This window comes from Paenibacillus sp. JT22N7 (assembly GCF_059383875.1).
Map to the genome: position 1 here is coordinate 399,420 of NZ_JBXENY010000004.1, position 17,613 is coordinate 417,032.

Here is a 17,613-nt window from a genome sequence, read left to right on the forward strand (position 1 = left end):
AGCAGCTATTTTGATGGGCCAAAATTTGATTAACCACTGTTTGAATGAACATTAGTTGATTGATAATTATTTGATTGACCACTAGAGGGGGATTCTCATGACAAAAAGATGGCAAGCCTTTGTTGGCTTATTAATCATCGCGCTTATTGCAGCTGGCTGCTCATCCGGCGGCGGAACAAATTCAGAGGCTGGCAGTACGAGCGGTACAAGCAGTACAGGCAGCACAAAGAAAACCGTCGTTTCCGTGTGGGCTTTGCAGGAGCATACATGGATTGACGGAGCTGCTGCTGACTTTAATGCAGCTAACCCCGATATTCAAATCGAGGTTAGCAAATATGCCGTTGATCCGATGAAAGAAGCGTTAAAGGTAGCCGCTAATTCGGGAACACTGCCTAATATGTGGTCTACATGGGGCGGTTCCCTAGGCTCCTTTTATGCCGATAATGGGCTTACAGCTGATCTGACCCAGATTGCCAAGGATCATAATTGGCCTTCGCTTTACAATCAAGCGGCCATTGATATGGGAACCTACAACGGCAAAGTATCCGGCATACCCTATCACTTAAACGCCGTCGATACGTGGTACTCCAAAATAGCCTATGACAAGCTCAAGCTTACCGCTCCTACTTCCTTTGAAGAGTTTGAAGCACAGCTGCAGGCGATGAAGGATGGCGGTATTACACCGCTATCGCTCGGCGGCAAAAACGGCTGGCACGTCATGCGTCTGACGGAGCAGCTGCTGGAGCATTTCGCAGGACCCGAGCTGCATGACAAGCTGAACAGCCTGACTGCCTCGTGGAACGATCCAGCTGTTGTTCAAACGTTCGCAAAGCTCAAGGAATACAACGATAAAGGCTATTTTCCTAAGGGCTATGTCGCCCTTGATCCGACAGAGGCCGTCAATCTCTTCTATCCGGGAACGTCGGGATTAGATATTGATGGAACATGGCTCGATGGCAATATTGCAGCAGCCGGATTTAATGTCAATGATTTTGGCGTATTCAAGTTCCCAACCGGCCGTTCCTCCGTATTTGCCGAAATGTTCCAAGTAAGCGCCGACCTTGATCAAGCAACGCTTGAGGCTACCATTAAAGTAGGGGAATATTTGACTAGCGCTGAAGTGGTCAATAAATATATCGATTCTTACGGCACCCCTGCTGCTCTTAATGTCACTTATTCGGAAAACACGCCCCACCTGAAGCCGCTGCTCGATATGGCGACGAAAGGCAGCTTCCTCATTACCGACCAAGCGCTTCCGCAGGAAGTGGTACAGAAGCTGTTTGAGGCGCAGGACAAGGTCGCTCTAAAAGAATGGACGCCTGAGCAGGCTGCGGAAGGAATGGAGAAGGCCGCTGCTGACTATAAGGCTAAAAATAAAACAAGCTAAGAAGCATCCATGAAGCGCTGCAAAAGAGAAGAGAGATGGGGCGCGGCCGCTTTGCCCGCCCGCTCCATCTTGATTCGCAAGGAGGAATGAAGCTTGAAAATCGGCGTATTAAAGCCCTGGCTGTTCGTGTTTCCCGCTCTTTTCATTTATATAGCGATTATCTTTATCCCGACGCTCTACACGCTGTATCTCAGCTTCTTTAACTGGAACGGCGTTGCGCCAGTGAAAACCTTTGTCGGCTTAAGCAATTATACTGATCTTTTGCTGCACGATTCCGTCTTTCCAAGAGCGGTCGCCAACAATCTGTTATGGACGCTCGGCTCTTTGACAATCATTATGGGCATCGGCCTGATGCTGGCGATTTTATTGAATCAGAAGCTGAAGGGACGCATTGTGTTTCGGGGCATTTTTTATTTCCCTTACGTATTATCCGGGGTCATCGTCGCGACGATCTGGACCTGGATGTACAATCCCATGCAGGGATTATTCAATAAAGCGCTGGAGCTGATCGGGCTCGGCAGCTGGGCGCAGGCTTGGCTGGCGGAGCCGAAATTCGCCCTCTATGCCGTGTTCGTTGCTGCTGTCTGGAATGGCGTTGGGCAGCCGATGGTGCTGTTTCTCGCTGGACTGCAGACGATTCCCCAGGACCCCTATGAAGCGGCGACGATTGATGGTGCCAAGCCGCGGCAAATGTTCTGGTTTATTACCGTTCCCCTGCTGCGGGAAACGTTTGTTATTGTCATCGCCATCACGATGGTATCGTCCATGAAGGTATACGATTTGATTTATGCGATGACGGGCGGAGGCCCGGCGGAAAGCACCCATGTGCTGGCTTCGTGGATGTATATTCAGACGTTCAAATTTGCCAATATCGGCACAGGCTCAGCCATTTCCATGTTTTTAGTTCTCATTTCGCTGATCATTATTATTCCGTATGTTTATTACACGACTAAAAAATCGCATTTGTAATATAGAGGAAGGATGGTGTCCAACCGATGGAACAGCGCGTTCATCCCGTCAGTAAGGCACTTAAATATGCCCTAATCGCAGTATTAGCAGCCATCTTTCTGCTGCCCGTTTTATTCATTGCCTTTACGGCGCTAAAGTCGAGCAGCGACTTGCTGACACGTCCTTTTTATATGTTCCCCGAAAAGCTGCAGTGGCACAATTTTGTACAAGCTTGGGAGCAAGGGCGCATGAGCATGTATATGAAAAATACAGCGTTTATCGCCTTAATAAAGGTTCCCCTCGGCATTTTAATCGAAGCGCTCGCCGCCTTTGCTCTGACGCGGCTGGCTTTCAAGGGGAGCGAGTGGCTCTTCGCCTTGTTTCTCATCGGCATGATGGTTCCGATGCAGGCTACCCTCGTGCCGCTCAATATGATTCTCAACAAGCTCGGGCTTGTCGATACGTATCCCGGCATCATTCTTATTTATTTGGGCTTCGGCATCCCGTTTGGCATTTTGATTTTGCGCGGATTTTTCCGCACGATCCCCAAGGAAATTGACGAGGCTGCCCTGATTGACGGCTGCGGGGTCATGGGAAAATTTTTCAAAATCATTATTCCACTATCAATGCCCGCCATTGCAACGCTGTTTATCTTTGATTTTATGGCAACGTGGAATGAATTTTTGCTGGCCCAAATTTTTATTACAAAGGATTCGATGCGCACCATTACGACAGGGCTGCTGGCATTCCGCGGCCAATATTCGGCGAACTACCCGCTGATGAACGCAGGCGTGCTTATTTCGGTCGTGCCCGTACTCATCGTCTATGTCGCGTTTCAGAAATACTTCGTATCCGGCCTTGCTGGATCGGTCAAAGGCTAGAACTGCCCTATGCGGGGAGAAAAAGTCTTCGCTGCGCGAAAAGGGATTGCTTCCAATCGCCATTATCGCTGCGTTTCCTCGAGCCTAAACGGATAAGCCGTTGAAACGCAGAGATAAAAGCGCGTGCTCACGCTTTTACTACTCCCCCTTTTCACTCCGCTGCGACTTTTTCATCGCCATTAAAACCGACGCAATCATTTTTGGAGTATACTGGAGAAAAGACCCGGCTGTGAAAAAAATAAGGAACGGAGAATTCGATGAATGTGCATGAAGAAATAGAACGGTTGAAATATCAGATGAAGCTCATGAGGACGATTATTTCCAAAGATGAGTTTCCCTTCTACCTTTTTCTATTGGATCATGATTTTACGGAGCAGCAGACAAGAGCCCTGCATGATGTGCTGTATATATTAAATCATCGCATGAAGGGTCCTGCCGCCGCTAGGGATGAGCATAGCATCAGCTTTTATAACGCAAAGGTTGCCGACATAAAGCAGCGTAACTCGTTATTTTCCAGTCCAAACCACCCTTTGTTTTCCGACGCTCCACCATCCTATCGTGAGTTTGCTGCCTACGCTTCGGCTGTTGTGCCGCAGGATGTAAACCCCGATTATTTGCTGATGGCTCTGAACAATCAGGTCGTTTATCCCGAGCTATGCCAGCTGCTATTAAGTGAAAAATAGTGCCTTTCTCAGCAATTAGCCGAAAAACCGCACCCTGCCTTTAAAAGCGATGGCGCCAGCGGCTCTATCGTCAGCTAGCGCGCTCGGATTTTGCAAAATAGCTGTGGAATTGTGCCATTGGTAAGGGTCCAGCCTTTTTAGCTGCTCCAGCGTACTCAGCCTGCGAATTTCCAAGACCGGGCCGGTAAGCACCCATAGCTCATCGTTTTGTTCGTGAATAGCAAGCTTGGAAGCGACAGAGCGCTCAATGGCGGCCGTATGCAGCTGCTGTGCCCGCTCCACATCCCAAACGCTGAGCAAGCCTTGTTTCCAGCGGCTATGATCCTCTGCCGAAATGAGCGTTCCTCCATCTTCACTGAACGTTATGGCGCTGACCGTAACGCCTTCCTCCAGCACAATCGCCCGCCGCTGAATCGTATAAACGCCGCCCCATTCACTCATGCTGATTAATTTAATCGTATGATCGCTTGCCGGATAAGCAAGCATGGAGCTGCCATGGGCAAAAGCAATCGTATTCGCCAAAGCCATGCGTCCATGGTCTTGCACCGTTACAAAATCATGATCGAAATAGACGAGGCTGCCGCTCCTCAGCTCCCATACAGCAACCTCCTGGCCAATAACCCCGACCGCCAGCATCCGCTCATCCTCGCTGAAGGCAACCGCACCGATTCGCCCTTCGCGAAACGCGTGCTGCAGCACACATCTTCCGCCGTTTATCTCTATTACAAATATAGTATGGAAGCACGACATATCCGCCCCATCTGCATACGGAGTCACATCGCCCTCTGCTACCGGAATAACGACGGCATAACGTCCATTGCTGCTAAAGCTGACATGCGAATACAAGCCATGAACATGCCCGTCAACATGCGGGGATTGAATGTCCGTACAGAGCTCCCAGTGCTGCTCCAGCTCACCGCTATGCACATGAAAAAGATCTACGACACCAATTCTACTGCCAACCGCCAGCAAGCTGGAGTCTGGACTAAAGCACAATGCCGCTCTAGCCGCTCCTTCTTTGCTTTCTGGACGCTCGCCTACAGCTTCGCCATTTCCCCTATAAATTACAGCTTGAAGCTGGCCATCCGCTGTATGCCACACGCGGACGATGCCGTCTTCATAGAGGACGGCTGCCAAGCTGCCCTCGGCATTCAGCGCCAGCTCGCAGATTTCGCTTTCTTGTCCGCCTGCAAGCTCCCCGAATTGCTGGAAGGTTGAGCTGCTGCGATCAAGCTGCTCCCACTCCATCCGGGCTTCGCGAATGGCAATCCACTGCTCCAATTCGTCTAACCGCTTTGCAATGAAAGGCGTACAGCCTTCCTCGCGCTTGGCTAAGTGCAGCTTCTCTCCCGCATCCACCACGTTGTAATCCTCATAATCCATCAGTGAAAAATAATAATAAATCGCCGCCCGCAGCTGCGCATCAAGCTGTGCGCCATATTCCATTAGCCTAGCGAAGCCGCGCACGGCTGCCAGCCTGCTGCCCAGCGCATAATCCAGCGCTGAACGGATGAAATTCAGCTGATAATTGGCGGTATAGCTGTGACTATAAATGCCATTCCACGTATACAGCAGTGATTGAAGCGCTGGGTAATGCGCCTCTGCTTCCTCCGCATGCCCGCTGTAAAGCTGCGCTTCCACATATAAGTAAAGCGTATCAAAGCCTTCCTGGCAGCCCGCTTCACTTCTAATATCAGCGGGAATGGCTGCGGCCTCCTGCAGCGCTTGAATGGACCGATGAAATTCACCGGTCCTGTTCCATTTTTTTATTTGTTCCAGCTCGCTTCTGTTGACCATTCGCCTTCCCCTTCCAATCTATCCGTTATCCTCTCATCCTGCATAGGCACACCTGCACACAGCCAAGCTTGCCGAGCAACAAGGAAAGGCGATTCATCCAGTGGCGGGGCATACGGCAATTACATGACGCATTCGCGTCTAACGTAACGCTTCACAGCATTCAGCTTTTGATGGCGATATAAATACGAACGACTGCTTCCCCGTCCTGATAATCGTTTTGATCATACCGCTCAAAATCGCCCGTATACGCCCGCTGCTCGGCAGCTGTATCATAATAAGCCCAAATTTCCTGCCAAGCTTCAATGACAACCTGCGGCATAGGCCCTCTTCTCGTCTCGAAAACCCGGTACAGGGAGCTCGGCACAACGATTTGCTGCATGTTTGCAGCGGCAGATGCCCCTGCTGTTTCTGTTGCTATTGGCAGGTCTAAATCATAGGTATGTCCGATGAAAGCCGTGTAAGCGCCGCTTGCATCCGTTTCATAATCCGTATATACCCCATAAATAAAATCATCTTGAGCTTGGGCCTTATTGGCGTATGCGCCTTCCAGCTGAAAATATTGTGTCCAGAGCGCAGGAATGCGCCCATTCGGCCCCGCTTCCTCCTGATTCGTTGTCCGAACGCCAATGCCCGTCAGCTTCAAGGCCTCTTGCTGCTCCAATATCGATTTCATCATGTCATTTCCTCTTTTCCGTAAGCAAGGCGGCTAAGGCGTGCGCCGTTCACCATGCTTACCTAGATTTACCCAAAGTTTATCGCACCTTATCAGACAGCTATATGTCCGGATTATAAATTAATATATTTCAAAAATAAGCTGCGCTCTGCGCTTTATCTCTTCAGCAGCCCAAGAGGGCTCCAGCACCTTAACATGCTGACAGAAGCTTAGCAGCAAACCGTAAAACCACTCATCCAGCGAAAAAGAGCCCGTCACCTGCAAGCTGCCATCTGCCAGCTCGGTAATAAACACGTTTGGAAAAGCATCATATACGCGATGCTTGACCTGCGGCTGAAAGTGCATAAGCATCGGCGTCTCCTGGTCTGCCCCCCAGTCGCTGCGCCAGATCAGCCCTTCCAGCTGCGGCGACTGCCGCGGCTCAAAGCCCTCCAGCAGGAGCGACAGGCTCAGTATTCGCGTCAAACGAAACATGCGAAAGCCCTGCTTCCTGCGGCAATACGCCTGCAAATACCAAATCGAGCCTTTCATGATAAGGGCTGCCGGCTCAACCTCCCGCTCGCTTTCTGTCCCCGCCGAGCTGGCATAACGCAGGCGAGCCACCTTGCTCTCTGTAATCGCTTGTTGGAGCAAGGCCAGCTTGGGCTTCAATTCCAGTCCCGATCCCCACGACTGCAAATCGAATACGAGTTCCTCGCCCTGTCTGGCATGCTCTTCATGCGCAGCTTGCGGCAGCAGGGCATTCACCTTGGCGAGCAGCTCATGATAAGCTTGATCATCTAGTGCCGAAGCAATTCCCTTCACTGCAGCAAGCAGCGCCTTCCATTCCTTCGCGCTCGCAAGCTGCCGATTCAGCGTGTATTGCTCCATAATTTCATAGCCGCCGGCTGCGCCGTGATGCGAGGCCACAGGAATGCCAGCTAAACCGAGCGTCTCCATATCCCGGTAAATCGTTTTTACAGATACCTCAAAACGCTCAGCAAGCTCGGTCGCATTCCACCGCTTCCTGCCAAGCAGCAGGACGACGATGCCGAGCAATCGATCTATTTTCATATGTACCCACCTGACTTATTGCATTCGCCCGCTTATTAGGGCTTATTTGTATTCCGGTTATTGACAGCTTTATAATGGAGAGGAGAAATGAGAAGCAATTCCCCTAAAGAATGGAGAGATTAATGATGACACTAAGCGGAAAAACAGCGATCATTACCGGCGCGGGCAAAGGCATCGGGCTTGCTATTGCCCATGCATTCGCGAAGGAGGGCGTAAGCCTTGGACTTATTTCCCGAACCGTATCCGATTTGGAGACGCTCGCCGATACGCTGAAAGCCAGCTATTCTATACAGGTCAGCCTTGCGGCTGCCGATGTATCGGTTAATCAAGAAGTACAGGCAGCTGTTGCTTCGATTACAGAGCAGCTTGGCCCTATTGATATTCTAATCAATAATGCAGGCATTGCCAAATTCGGAACCGTGCTGGATATGGACCCGGAAGAGTGGAAGAGCATGATGGATGTCAATTTATATGGCACCTACAATGTGACTCGCGCTGTACTGCCAGCGATGGTTGCCAGAAACAGCGGCGAAATCATTAATGTGGCTTCCACAGCGGGAGAGCGCGGCTTCGCAACGGGTTCGGCTTATTGCGCTTCCAAGTTCGCGGTGCTGGGCTTTACCGAATCGCTGCTCCAAGAGGTGCGCAAGCATAATATTCGCGTAACGGCTCTTACGCCAAGCACGGTCAATACCGAGCTGGCTACGAAAGCTGGCCTCAAAATCGGTGATGAGGATCGCATGATGCAGCCTGAGGATGTTGCAGCTCTGGCGCTCGCGGCTATTTCGCTTCCGCCACGCGTCTTCATTAAAACAGCGGGTATTTGGACGACGAACCCGCAATAAAGCTGTTTCAGCAGGATTGATTGGCGTTGTCCAATGAAAATAAAGCTTTAGACAGACCATAAAAATGAAACAGCGGCGGACTAAGACTGAAAAATAAAGTCTTAGACTACCGCTGTTTTTATTGAATTCACATATTCGTCAGCTTAATCCTATGGAACACTAGCTTGAGGCTCTGCAACCCTATTGATCCTTCACAATTCGCTGGCAGATTTGGCGCCTTGACTATGCAGCCATTGAACCAGATCAGTAGCAGAACTACGTTGCGCTGCGTCCAGCGGGGTCAATCCATCCCAAACCGAAATCCAGTTCAGTTCAGCACCTCGGCCGAGAAGGTACTCTGCAGGGCGCTGTTGTCCGCCGTGGCAAGCGCACCAGAAGGCTACGGTAATCTTGCCTGGTGGTGAAGAGCGACTTGCTCCCCAAGGGTATCGCTCTGAAAGTGCGGAACCGGCGAAGTAAGCCTCAATTGCAGCCAATTGTCCTAGCGCAGCCGCATGCCAGAGTGCGATTTGCGCTCCACGTTCAACCAACCTATGCGCTGCCCGCCACTGTGCGAATGCTACTGCGTCGTCTAGTGGTGTACCGCCTGCGATCACTGCACCTGGCGCTTCGATATCGGCACCAGCATCAAGAAGCGCGTCAAGCACTTTAATGTCATCGCAACTCGCAGCCCAATGAAGCGGTGTCTCGGTGTGCGATCCAGTGAACCGAGCGTTCACCTCCGCGCCGAACTCGACTAACGTACTTACAGTAGCCGCACCGTTAGGAAAGTGACCGGGCCAGTCGGTCACGACATGCAAAAGTGTTCGAGACGTTCTACAACTATTGTCTTCGTTGTTATTGTCTCTACCGATAATTCTTGCCGCAGCCAAGCCCGGGTTCTCTTCAAGAAGTCGTTTCAACGATGGGGTATCGCCAGTGTGGATCGCTTTAACAACAGTTACTGCCAGCGTTTCATCTTCGTAAATAAATGCCATATCCAAATCTCCTCACACAAATTTAAGCCTCGTAAATTCGCCATATTTGAAGTATTCGTGGAATGATAATAATGTCCTGCCCATTGGCTTAACGCCCATATCTTGTTCATGCGGATATTCGCAGCCGCGGCATGGCTCCATTCGCACAATTGTGGGCTAACAATCGTATAACGACGCAAAAAAAGACAAGGGGCGAGGGATTCACCCTCTTCCTTGTCTTTTTCCATGTCTATTTCATAGCTATCTTAGGCTGATGGTTCCTCTTACTCTAAATGTTATGCTTCCGCTTCCTTTAGGCTTAAAGCGCTCTTGAGCTTGAGGCTATTCCAGCCATTCAAACCCCGCTGCCAGTGCCGCTCTTGAGCTTCCGCCTACGTACACCTTAAATTGCCCAGCTTCCACCTCGTGGCGCATAGCGGCGGTCGTAAATTTCAAATGCTCTTCCGAAAGGGTGAAGGCCACTTTACGACTTTCTCCCGCCTCCAGCGTCAGCTTCTGGAACCCTTTCAGCTCCTTCACCGGACGAACGACGCTGCCGTGAACGTCCTGAACGTACAGCTGTACGATTTCTTCCCCAGCTCTGCTGCCTGTATTCGTCACCGTGACGGCGACCTCCATCGTATCACCCGCCCGCAGCTCAGAACGGCTAAGCGCAAGCTCTGAATAAGCAAATGTCGTATAGCTGAGGCCGTAGCCAAATGGATACAAGGGCTCATTCGGGCCATCGATGTATTTAGAAATAAACTTCTGGCCGCTATTGCTCTCCGTCAGCGGACGGCCGGTTCGGTAATGATTGTAATACACGGGCACTTGCCCCGTCTTGTATGGAAAGCTCATCGTCAGCTTGCCCGATGGATTGTAATCGCCGAGAAGAATATCCGCTAAAGCATGTCCAGCTTGTGAGCCGAGGAACCAGCTTTCCACTATCGCAGCCATGTGGTTATCAAACCACTCCAGCACCAATGGACGGCCATTGGTCAAAAGCAGCACGACAGGCTTGCCTGTCTGCGCTATGGCCTTAGCCAGCTCCAATTGGGCTTCCGGCAGCGTCACATCCATACGCGATGCCGCCTCGCCAGACATATCGCTGCTCTCGCCCAGCGCCAGCAGCACGATATCTGCTTTGCGCGCCTGCTCCACTGCCCGCTCGATGCCTCCGGCAAGCGGCTCATGCACGCCGCAGCCTTCCGCATACAGCAGCTGCTCCGGTGCGAAGCCCTTCGCTGCCAAGCCTTGCAGCAGCGTTGCCGTTTCGCTCGCATAATTGGAAAACTGCCACGGCCCGAGCAAATCCCGGCTTGCCGCGAACGGTCCGATAACCGCCAGCTTGCGGTCATACGCAAGCGGCAGCACGCCGTTATTTTTCAGCAGCACAATGGATTTGCGGGCTACGTCACGGCTTGCCTCCAAATGCTCGGCTGACAAATAATGCTCGTATGCTTCTTCCGGCCTCACATAACGGTAAGGGGCATCCATAATGCCGATTTTAAATTTATAGGTCAAAATCCGGCGCACCGCCGCATTCAGCTGCTCTTCCGTCACTTTCCCTTCTGCCAGCAGCGCTGGAAGATGCTCCTCATACAGCCTAGTCACCATTTCAATATCCATCGTCGCATGCAGCGCTTGCGCAGCAGCCTCTTTGCCATCCTCAGCAGCGCCATGAATGACCAGCTCATCAATGGCCGCATAATCAGAGATCAGCATGCCCTCAAACCCAAGCTCCTCGCGCAGCAGATCGCGCAAAATGCGGGCATTTCCAGCAATCGGGATGCCGTCATACAAATTAAAAGCATTCATGACCGATCCGGCTCCCGCCTCAATGCCCGCACGGAATGGCGGCAAAAACACGTCACGCAGCGTACGCTCGGATATATCGACCGTATTGTAATCACGGCCTGCCTCCGCTGCTCCATAAGCAATAAAATGCTTCAAGCAGGCAATCAGCGTGTCCTGATCCAGCAGGCTTTCGCCCTGAAATCCCTCTACCTGCGCTTTGGCTATAGCAGCGCCCAGATACGGGTCCTCGCCCGCTCCCTCGACTACCCTGCCCCATCTGGCATCGCGTGTAACATCGACCATCGGTGCATGATTGTACGTAATGCCGGAAGCGGCGGCTTCTTTGGCCGCAATGGCGCAGGCTTTGCGAATCGCCTCCATATCCCAGCTGCACGACCAAGCTAGCGGCACTGGAAAAATCGTCTGATAACCGTGGATCACGTCGGCATTAAACAGCAGCGGAATACGGAGCGGCGACTGCTCGACCGCAATTTTTTGCAGCTCCAGCACCTGGTTCATATCGAATGCGCCCAAAATGGAGCCAATCTTCCCTTTTGCGATCAGCACCTCAACCGGCTCGCTCTCCACATCTCCGCCGAACGAAAAGTTGGACGCGCCGACCTGGCTCATTTGCCCGATTTTCTCCTCCACGCTCATTCGGCCCAGCAGCAGCTCTACCTGCTCGCGAATTTCCGCATCCGTTCGCTCAATGACTGCCCCGCCCTGTACCTCAGCAGCTTTCGCTAGAAGTGATGCATGGCGGAAGGTCGGCTGTCCCTTCCTGCCTTCAAGCGGAAATGGACCGCCAAACGGCAAAGTCACCGCGCCTGTGAGCAATGTTTCTCCAAATATAAGCTGAACCGTCATATCTGCTCCAAACATCCCCAGATATCCGGCTGCCTTAAGCTCATTGCCGCTGCTTCCCTCCGCTTTCAGGCCGCCAGCCTCAAAGCTGTATATGCCCGGTACCGAATGCACCGAAAGCCTGTAGTCGCCAGCCCACTCCTCTACCGTAAAAATAAACAGTGTGGAAGCTTCCCCCATTTTCACATGCCCATGCCATACGCCCTTCATCGCTATCGTCCTCTCTTCATTGAAAGTGCTGCATTAGATTAGTTTGACTATAACCCGTATGCCTGCGCACTCACTACCGATGAGACGACTTTTTGCTAGCACAATTGCGACTAGAATGCGGCATAAGCAAGCCGCCGCACCGCCTGCCCAGATAGAATGCAGCTAATTATATATTTTCAATTGAATATTGGTATTATAGCTGTCCACCAAAGCAGAGACTTGTCTGTCATAAGTGGCAAGAATATCGTTTTGGCCGCGTGCTTTCACAGAGCCTTTGCTCAAGCTGTCGATTTCCGTATTGCCCTTCTTGAGCGTTTCTAAAATTTGTGCGGATGCGGTTTTGACATTTTGCAAGCTGTAATCAAACACCTCAACCGTTGTCCACGCCTCCTTCTTCCGGCGCTCATCATCCTTCGCATATTCGTAAAAATGGTCCATATCCTCAATCAGCTGCTTATGCAGCTCCTCGTAGGCCTTTAAATCAAAATCGAGAATATGATCCATATCTATATTTTGCTTATAAAAAGCATCCTGAATGTCCTGTGCGCGTATCAGGGTACTCATTGCATAATAACGGATCAGGCTGTCCGCCTCTTTCAACGCCTCCAAGCTTTCCTGCTTGCTCTGACCCGTGACCTCTTCCAAGTCGGTTAAAAAGCTTTCCACAAGCAGCTCAAACTGCTCATTCTGCTCAAGTAGCCGAGCATGCAGCTCTCCCCCCTGCTTAAAGCTGTCCTGCTTGTACGTTCCAGCATCATAATAATCGCTGATCTCATTCAACGTATTCATCATTTCGATCATATGTGGAATCAGCTCCTTGAGTGATTCGTCCGCCGCTCCAAAGGAGGGTTCGGCAGAAGCGAGCTCCAGAGTTGCCTTTTTCGCTTCAATAGAGGAAGGGGGATACGGCATATTTTTGTAGTCGCCGAGATAATTTTTCGTATCCAGCTGCTGTCCCGTACCGAAAGTGTTGAAATATTGCTTGAGTGATAAGGCAAAAATACCGCCATTCACTTCATTGGCAAGATCAATGTAGGCATTATGTTTTTTCGTCTCCTGTGCATCGGCTGCTGCTTGCCCGGCACTTCCTTTACCCTCTGAGGTTACAGAAACTCCGCAGGCCGTTAATGTGAATAGCGTAATACCTAGAAATAAAACCATTATCTTTTTCATAATTCCAGTAATCCCCTCATTATCATCTTTTAAATACATTATTATGTATCGGTTGGGGATATTCATTTATTTATTCATTCATAAAAAATGCACATTTATATTAAATGAAATTTCATTGCTTTATATTAAAAAAGCTTCCGAAGTCGCCAAAATGGCGCTTCGAAAGCTTCATTTCCTTATGCTGCTTAATCAACATAACCGGCTACGCCTTGATCCATCAAATATTCCATTTCCAGATCAAGAATCGTCTCAACCGCAAGCTCGTCCAGCTTCACATCACGCTGCTTCAGGATGTAATCGACCAGCTCATCGCTGTCAACTTCGACCTCGCCAGAAGCATTCTCCTGCGCGTTGTTAATGAAGGTCATCTCATGTTTAAGCACAAGCTTTACATCCGCTTCGGATGCCTTCGCTTTACTCGTTATGTAGGCGATCAGCTGTTGCTCGTCGATTTGGTCATTTCCTTGCTCGCTCATCTGTCATCATCTCCTTATGGGCTATCTCTGCCATTGTATCACAATGGCCCCTTCGTATCTAAGCATGCTCAGCAGATACACAACTTAAGCCTGCTCCTTCTCAAAAGTAAACTTCTGAATCTCGCCCCGCAGCACATTCGCCATATGGCTCAGCGCTTCGGCCGAAGCTGAAATTTCCTCCATTGATGCCAGCTGCTCCTCGCAGACGGCAGCTACGCTTTGAGAATTGCCCGAAATGTTATTCGCAAGCACGACCAACTGCTCCTCGGTCGCTAGCTGCTGCTCTGTCGAAGCAGCCAGTTCCTCCGCCGATGCCGATACTTCCTGTACTTGGCTGGTTACCGTACGAATAGCCGCATACACTTGCTCAAAAGCTTCGCCGGTCTGATTCATATAAGCAGTGCTGGACTCAACCTCTCCAGATCCCTTCTGCATGGAAACAACTGCGCCGTTCACCTTGTCCACGATAGCACGAACAGAAACCGCGATTTTATCGGATGCTTCGCCTGTCTGCTCAGCCAGCTTTTTCACCTCGCCTGCAACGACGGCAAAGCCTCTGCCGCCTTCCCCTGCCCGTGCCGCCTCGATGGAAGCATTCAGCGACAGCAGGTTTGTCTGATTGGCAATCTCGCGAATAAACTGTGTAATTCCCTCGATCGCCCGCGATTGCTCGCCAAGCTCGTAAATGACAGCAGCGGATTGATCAATCGTCAGGTGGAGCTGCTTCATTTGGCCAATCGTCTCGCCGAGCAGCGCACTGCCGCGTTCTGCCTGCTGCAAGGCAAGCTCGGACGATTCCGAAGTAACCGCAGCCGAATCGGCAATACGCTGAATGCTGATGGCGCTCTCTTCAATCGCCTGCTTATTCTCATTAATGCTGGTTGACTGCTGATCCGATGCTTCCGATACCTGCTGCACGGACTCTGCTATATGGTTGGAAGCCATTACCGCCTGCTCCGCCCCGCCGGACAGCTCCTTCGATGCCGCTTCAACCTCCATCGCGTTATGATTGATGGTCAGCATCAGCTGCCGCAAATGATGCTTCATTTTATTAAAATCCAGAGCCATCGCCCCGATTTCATCCTTCTGGCGCAGCACAATATCCGCTCCCGTCAGGTCGCCATCTGCAATTTGCCGCGCTGCTAAGGCTACCTTCTGAACAGGACGGGCAATCATTTGTCCAATGAGCACCGCCAAGGCGATACCTAGGACCATAGCAACGACGATTGTCGTCATAATAATCGATTGCACTTCCCCTACTTCCTTCGTTAAGGCTGCTTGGCCTTCACTCAGCTGCGACTGCTGATAATCTACCAGTTGATCCGCTGCCTCCATCAATTGCTCCGCAATGGGCGAGCCCTTCGTCTCTACCAATGTTACGACTGCATCCATATTATCCTGTTGCTTGGCAGCAATCATTTCCTCTGATACCGTATTGTATTCCGCCTCCAGCTGCTTGAGTTTCGCTGTCAGCTCTATCGAGACGGGATTGTCGATCGATGCTTCCAATAACTTCATCGTTTCAGTAAACAGCACCCGATCTTCTTCATATTTATCTAACTGCATGGAGTTTCCAGTAATGATATAACCCCGTACACGATTGGCTTGAACTGTCGATTGCTGCTTAAGCTCGTTGACCCACAATATTTTCTGCACATGATCACTCAGCAAATTCTGGTAAGCCTTATCCAGTGCCGTAAACTGAAACCAGCTAATCATTCCGACTGCCAAAGTAAGCAATAATACTGCTGCAAAACCTGTAATTAGCTTTTTTCGAATGTTCACAAGAGAGCGCTCCCCTTTATCATATGTATTAGTTCTCTTTACCTATTAAACCACTTAAAACATGCCGAAACACCTAAATTCAACAAAGTTCGACTTTTGGACACGAATTATACCCTTTCTTCTTGTATAGAATTCAGTTAGAATGTTTCAATGTGCGTTAGAAGTCGGCGAATACGCATGAAACAAAGGAAATCGCAGGATTATTGGAGGCTTATATGCAAAAGGAATCATCGAACGTCAAAATTATGAATGCTGATCCGAGTGCCCTAGGCTTATTCGGACTAGCAATTGTCACCTTGGTTGCATCATCTCAAAAGCTTGGAATTACGACGGGCTACAGCTTCGTCATCCCATGGGCCATCTTCCTGGGCGCATTCGCCCAGTTATTCGCTTGCATTCAAGATTCCAAGCGGAACAATACATTTGGTACGACCGCTTTCGGCGCTTACGCCTTTTTCTGGTTCGCAGTCGCCACAAGCTGGATGTTTAAAATGGGTGTCTTCGGCACCGCACTCGCAGGCGATGTCGATGGCAAGCAGCTCGGCTTCGCATTCGCCGGGTATCTCGTATTTACGCTGTTTATGACGATTGGCGCGGTGGAAACGAATCGTGTGCTGCTGATCATTTTCTGCTTGATTGATCTATTGTTCCTAGGACTTACGCTCGATGCTTTCAGCGTTGCACCTGAAATTTTCCATACGCTGGCTGCCTACTCCGAGCTCGCCATTGGCATCGTATCGCTTTACGGCTGCGGCGCTTCCGTGCTGAACGCTCATTTCGGCCGAAGCTTCCTGCCGATTGGCAAGCCGTTTGGCATTTTCAAGCCGCGCGCTTAGCTGCGCTCAAGGTGAAACGGCTGTCGCCGTCCTTTGGCGGCTCGGCGCGTTTCAGTCCGAGAAATATAAGCGGAGTATAAGGGGGGGAATCTTATACTTTCTTATATTTTCATTAAACCGCCTCCCGCGCCGATTCGCGAGGGGCGGTTTTTTTGGTTTATTTTCAAAACGAATCAAACTTGGGTATAACTACGTATAAGCATTACAGCCTGCATTTGCGGGATTAAAGTCTGGATGGTTGAGGCTATGAAGCTGTTAAGCAATAGATGGATTTTAACGATGAAAGGGGCAAATGATAATGGATAACTTGATTACAGGCCAGCCTTACCGCTTTAAGGATGAACAGGAGCAGCAGACAGCACCCGAGGATACGCCGAATGTCAATGAATGGACGTCCAAAATTGGCGATTCCACCAAACAAGAAAAGTATGTGAAGCAAGGCTTTCTGCGGAAAATTAAAAAGCATGCCAAAAAGATCCCATTTGCGAAGCATGCCGTCGCCATGTACTACTGCGCCATTGACGCCAATACGCCTACTTCGGCTAAAGTCATTGCCGTTGGCGCGCTCGCTTATATTTTGATGCCGATTGACTTGATCCCGGATTTCGTGCTCGGCATCGGCTACACCGATGATGCAGCAGCTTTCTGGGCGGCTTACCGCAGCATCAGCATGCATGTGACAGACGCGCATAGCGAGATGGCGGAGCAATGGTTTGCGAAATAAACGCAAACCGGACAATGGCGGCTTAGCCCGGGCGCTTGCCCTCGCTGCTGCCATTGGTGCAGGGGCTGGCGTGCTGCTTGGATTGTATATGAAGGCGGTTCAGCAGTTGACTGGAGAGACTGTCTATACGCTGCTGCTCAATGTCGATTATATTCCGCTGCTGAACGAGCTGGCGCTATCCGAGCTAGGGGAATTCGCCTTGCACTTGGTCGTATCTGCGCTCGTCGGCATCGGACTAGCTCTCTTCTTTAGGAGCGTTCGCTGGTCTGCGGTTCGGCAAACCTATGCGGTAATTGCGATCAGCCTGTTGATCGGATTGGTGCTTTTTCCGACTACGCTTCTGGCGGATCGCACACCGTCCATCGGAAGCGGTGCCGCGTGGACTTGGTGGCTCGTTGGCCATGCCGTTTATGGCTGGGTGCTGGGGGAGCTGCTGGGACTTCTCAAGCGTACACGCAGTTACTAGTACTAATACCAGTACCTAAAGTTGTCAATCTGTATTCCGTACACATCAAAAATGCGGCC

At 50.7% G+C, this 17,613-nt stretch carries 16 protein-coding genes; 8 read left to right on the forward strand and 8 right to left on the reverse strand.

Features of this window, described 5'->3' with window-relative positions:
• The first annotated feature begins 97 nt into the window (after positions 1-97).
• From AC50Y5_RS13290 to AC50Y5_RS13305, 4 genes are all read left to right on the forward strand, one after another.
• Entirely contained in the window at positions 98-1,387 is a 1,290-nt protein-coding gene (locus AC50Y5_RS13290) for an ABC transporter substrate-binding protein (RefSeq protein ID WP_494861216.1), read from the forward strand.
• A 93-nt stretch (positions 1,388-1,480) separates the two neighbouring features.
• The gene (locus AC50Y5_RS13295; RefSeq protein WP_056036462.1) at positions 1,481-2,356 is read left to right on the forward strand and encodes a carbohydrate ABC transporter permease; all 876 of its coding nucleotides are present in this window, start codon (positions 1,481-1,483) and stop codon (positions 2,354-2,356) included.
• A gap of 26 nt (positions 2,357-2,382) precedes the next feature.
• A complete protein-coding gene (locus tag AC50Y5_RS13300) occupies positions 2,383-3,216 on the forward strand; it encodes a carbohydrate ABC transporter permease (RefSeq protein WP_056036461.1) in 834 nt (277 codons plus the stop codon).
• Positions 3,217-3,473: 257 nt separating this feature from the next.
• Complete coding sequence (locus AC50Y5_RS13305; protein ID WP_494861219.1) at positions 3,474-3,899, forward strand: DUF1878 family protein; 426 nt, start codon at positions 3,474-3,476, stop codon at positions 3,897-3,899.
• A gap of 15 nt (positions 3,900-3,914) precedes the next feature.
• Here the strand turns inward: AC50Y5_RS13305 and AC50Y5_RS13310 are convergent, their stop codons facing one another.
• The 3 genes from AC50Y5_RS13310 to AC50Y5_RS13320 form a co-directional block, all read right to left on the reverse strand.
• Positions 3,915-5,696: a WD40 repeat domain-containing protein gene (locus AC50Y5_RS13310; protein ID WP_494861221.1), complete on the reverse strand. Its 1,782-nt coding sequence runs from the start codon at positions 5,694-5,696 to the stop codon at positions 3,915-3,917.
• 160 nt (positions 5,697-5,856) lie between these two features.
• Positions 5,857-6,372 carry a GyrI-like domain-containing protein gene (locus tag AC50Y5_RS13315; protein WP_494861223.1) on the reverse strand — a complete coding sequence of 172 codons (516 nt, stop codon included), beginning with the start codon at positions 6,370-6,372 and terminating at the stop codon, positions 5,857-5,859.
• A 117-nt stretch (positions 6,373-6,489) separates the two neighbouring features.
• Positions 6,490-7,422: a helix-turn-helix transcriptional regulator gene (locus AC50Y5_RS13320; RefSeq protein ID WP_494861225.1), complete on the reverse strand. Its 933-nt coding sequence runs from the start codon at positions 7,420-7,422 to the stop codon at positions 6,490-6,492.
• 125 nt (positions 7,423-7,547) lie between these two features.
• Between AC50Y5_RS13320 and AC50Y5_RS13325 the strand changes: the two genes are divergently transcribed.
• Complete coding sequence (locus tag AC50Y5_RS13325) at positions 7,548-8,267, forward strand: 3-ketoacyl-ACP reductase (protein WP_494861543.1); 720 nt, start codon at positions 7,548-7,550, stop codon at positions 8,265-8,267.
• Between the two features lie 191 nt (positions 8,268-8,458).
• Here AC50Y5_RS13325 and AC50Y5_RS13330 read toward each other — a convergent pair whose 3' ends face one another.
• From AC50Y5_RS13330 to AC50Y5_RS13350, 5 genes are all read right to left on the reverse strand, one after another.
• Complete coding sequence (locus tag AC50Y5_RS13330; protein ID WP_494861227.1) at positions 8,459-9,244, reverse strand: ankyrin repeat domain-containing protein; 786 nt, start codon at positions 9,242-9,244, stop codon at positions 8,459-8,461.
• Between the two features lie 321 nt (positions 9,245-9,565).
• Positions 9,566-12,094 carry a glycoside hydrolase family 3 N-terminal domain-containing protein gene (locus AC50Y5_RS13335; protein ID WP_494861229.1) on the reverse strand — a complete coding sequence of 843 codons (2,529 nt, stop codon included), beginning with the start codon at positions 12,092-12,094 and terminating at the stop codon, positions 9,566-9,568.
• Positions 12,095-12,256: 162 nt separating this feature from the next.
• Entirely contained in the window at positions 12,257-13,267 is a 1,011-nt protein-coding gene (locus AC50Y5_RS13340) for a DUF3829 domain-containing protein (RefSeq protein ID WP_494861231.1), read from the reverse strand.
• Positions 13,268-13,452: 185 nt separating this feature from the next.
• Complete coding sequence (locus tag AC50Y5_RS13345) at positions 13,453-13,743, reverse strand: hypothetical protein (protein WP_494861233.1); 291 nt, start codon at positions 13,741-13,743, stop codon at positions 13,453-13,455.
• An 84-nt stretch (positions 13,744-13,827) separates the two neighbouring features.
• A complete protein-coding gene (locus AC50Y5_RS13350; RefSeq protein WP_494861235.1) occupies positions 13,828-15,528 on the reverse strand; it encodes a methyl-accepting chemotaxis protein in 1,701 nt (566 codons plus the stop codon).
• 215 nt (positions 15,529-15,743) lie between these two features.
• Between AC50Y5_RS13350 and AC50Y5_RS13355 the strand changes: the two genes are divergently transcribed.
• The 3 genes from AC50Y5_RS13355 (at position 15,744) to AC50Y5_RS13365 (ending at position 17,554) form a co-directional block, all read left to right on the forward strand.
• Positions 15,744-16,364, forward strand: a complete 621-nt coding sequence (locus tag AC50Y5_RS13355; RefSeq protein WP_099518027.1) for an acetate uptake transporter — start codon at positions 15,744-15,746, stop codon at positions 16,362-16,364.
• A 298-nt stretch (positions 16,365-16,662) separates the two neighbouring features.
• Complete coding sequence (locus AC50Y5_RS13360; RefSeq protein WP_081418841.1) at positions 16,663-17,088, forward strand: YkvA family protein; 426 nt, start codon at positions 16,663-16,665, stop codon at positions 17,086-17,088.
• Positions 17,078-17,554 (forward strand): hypothetical protein, encoded by a 477-nt coding sequence (locus AC50Y5_RS13365; protein WP_494861238.1) that lies wholly within the window; start codon positions 17,078-17,080, stop codon positions 17,552-17,554. The genes AC50Y5_RS13360 and AC50Y5_RS13365 overlap by 11 nt, the downstream gene beginning before the upstream one ends.
• Positions 17,555-17,613 lie beyond the last annotated feature (59 nt).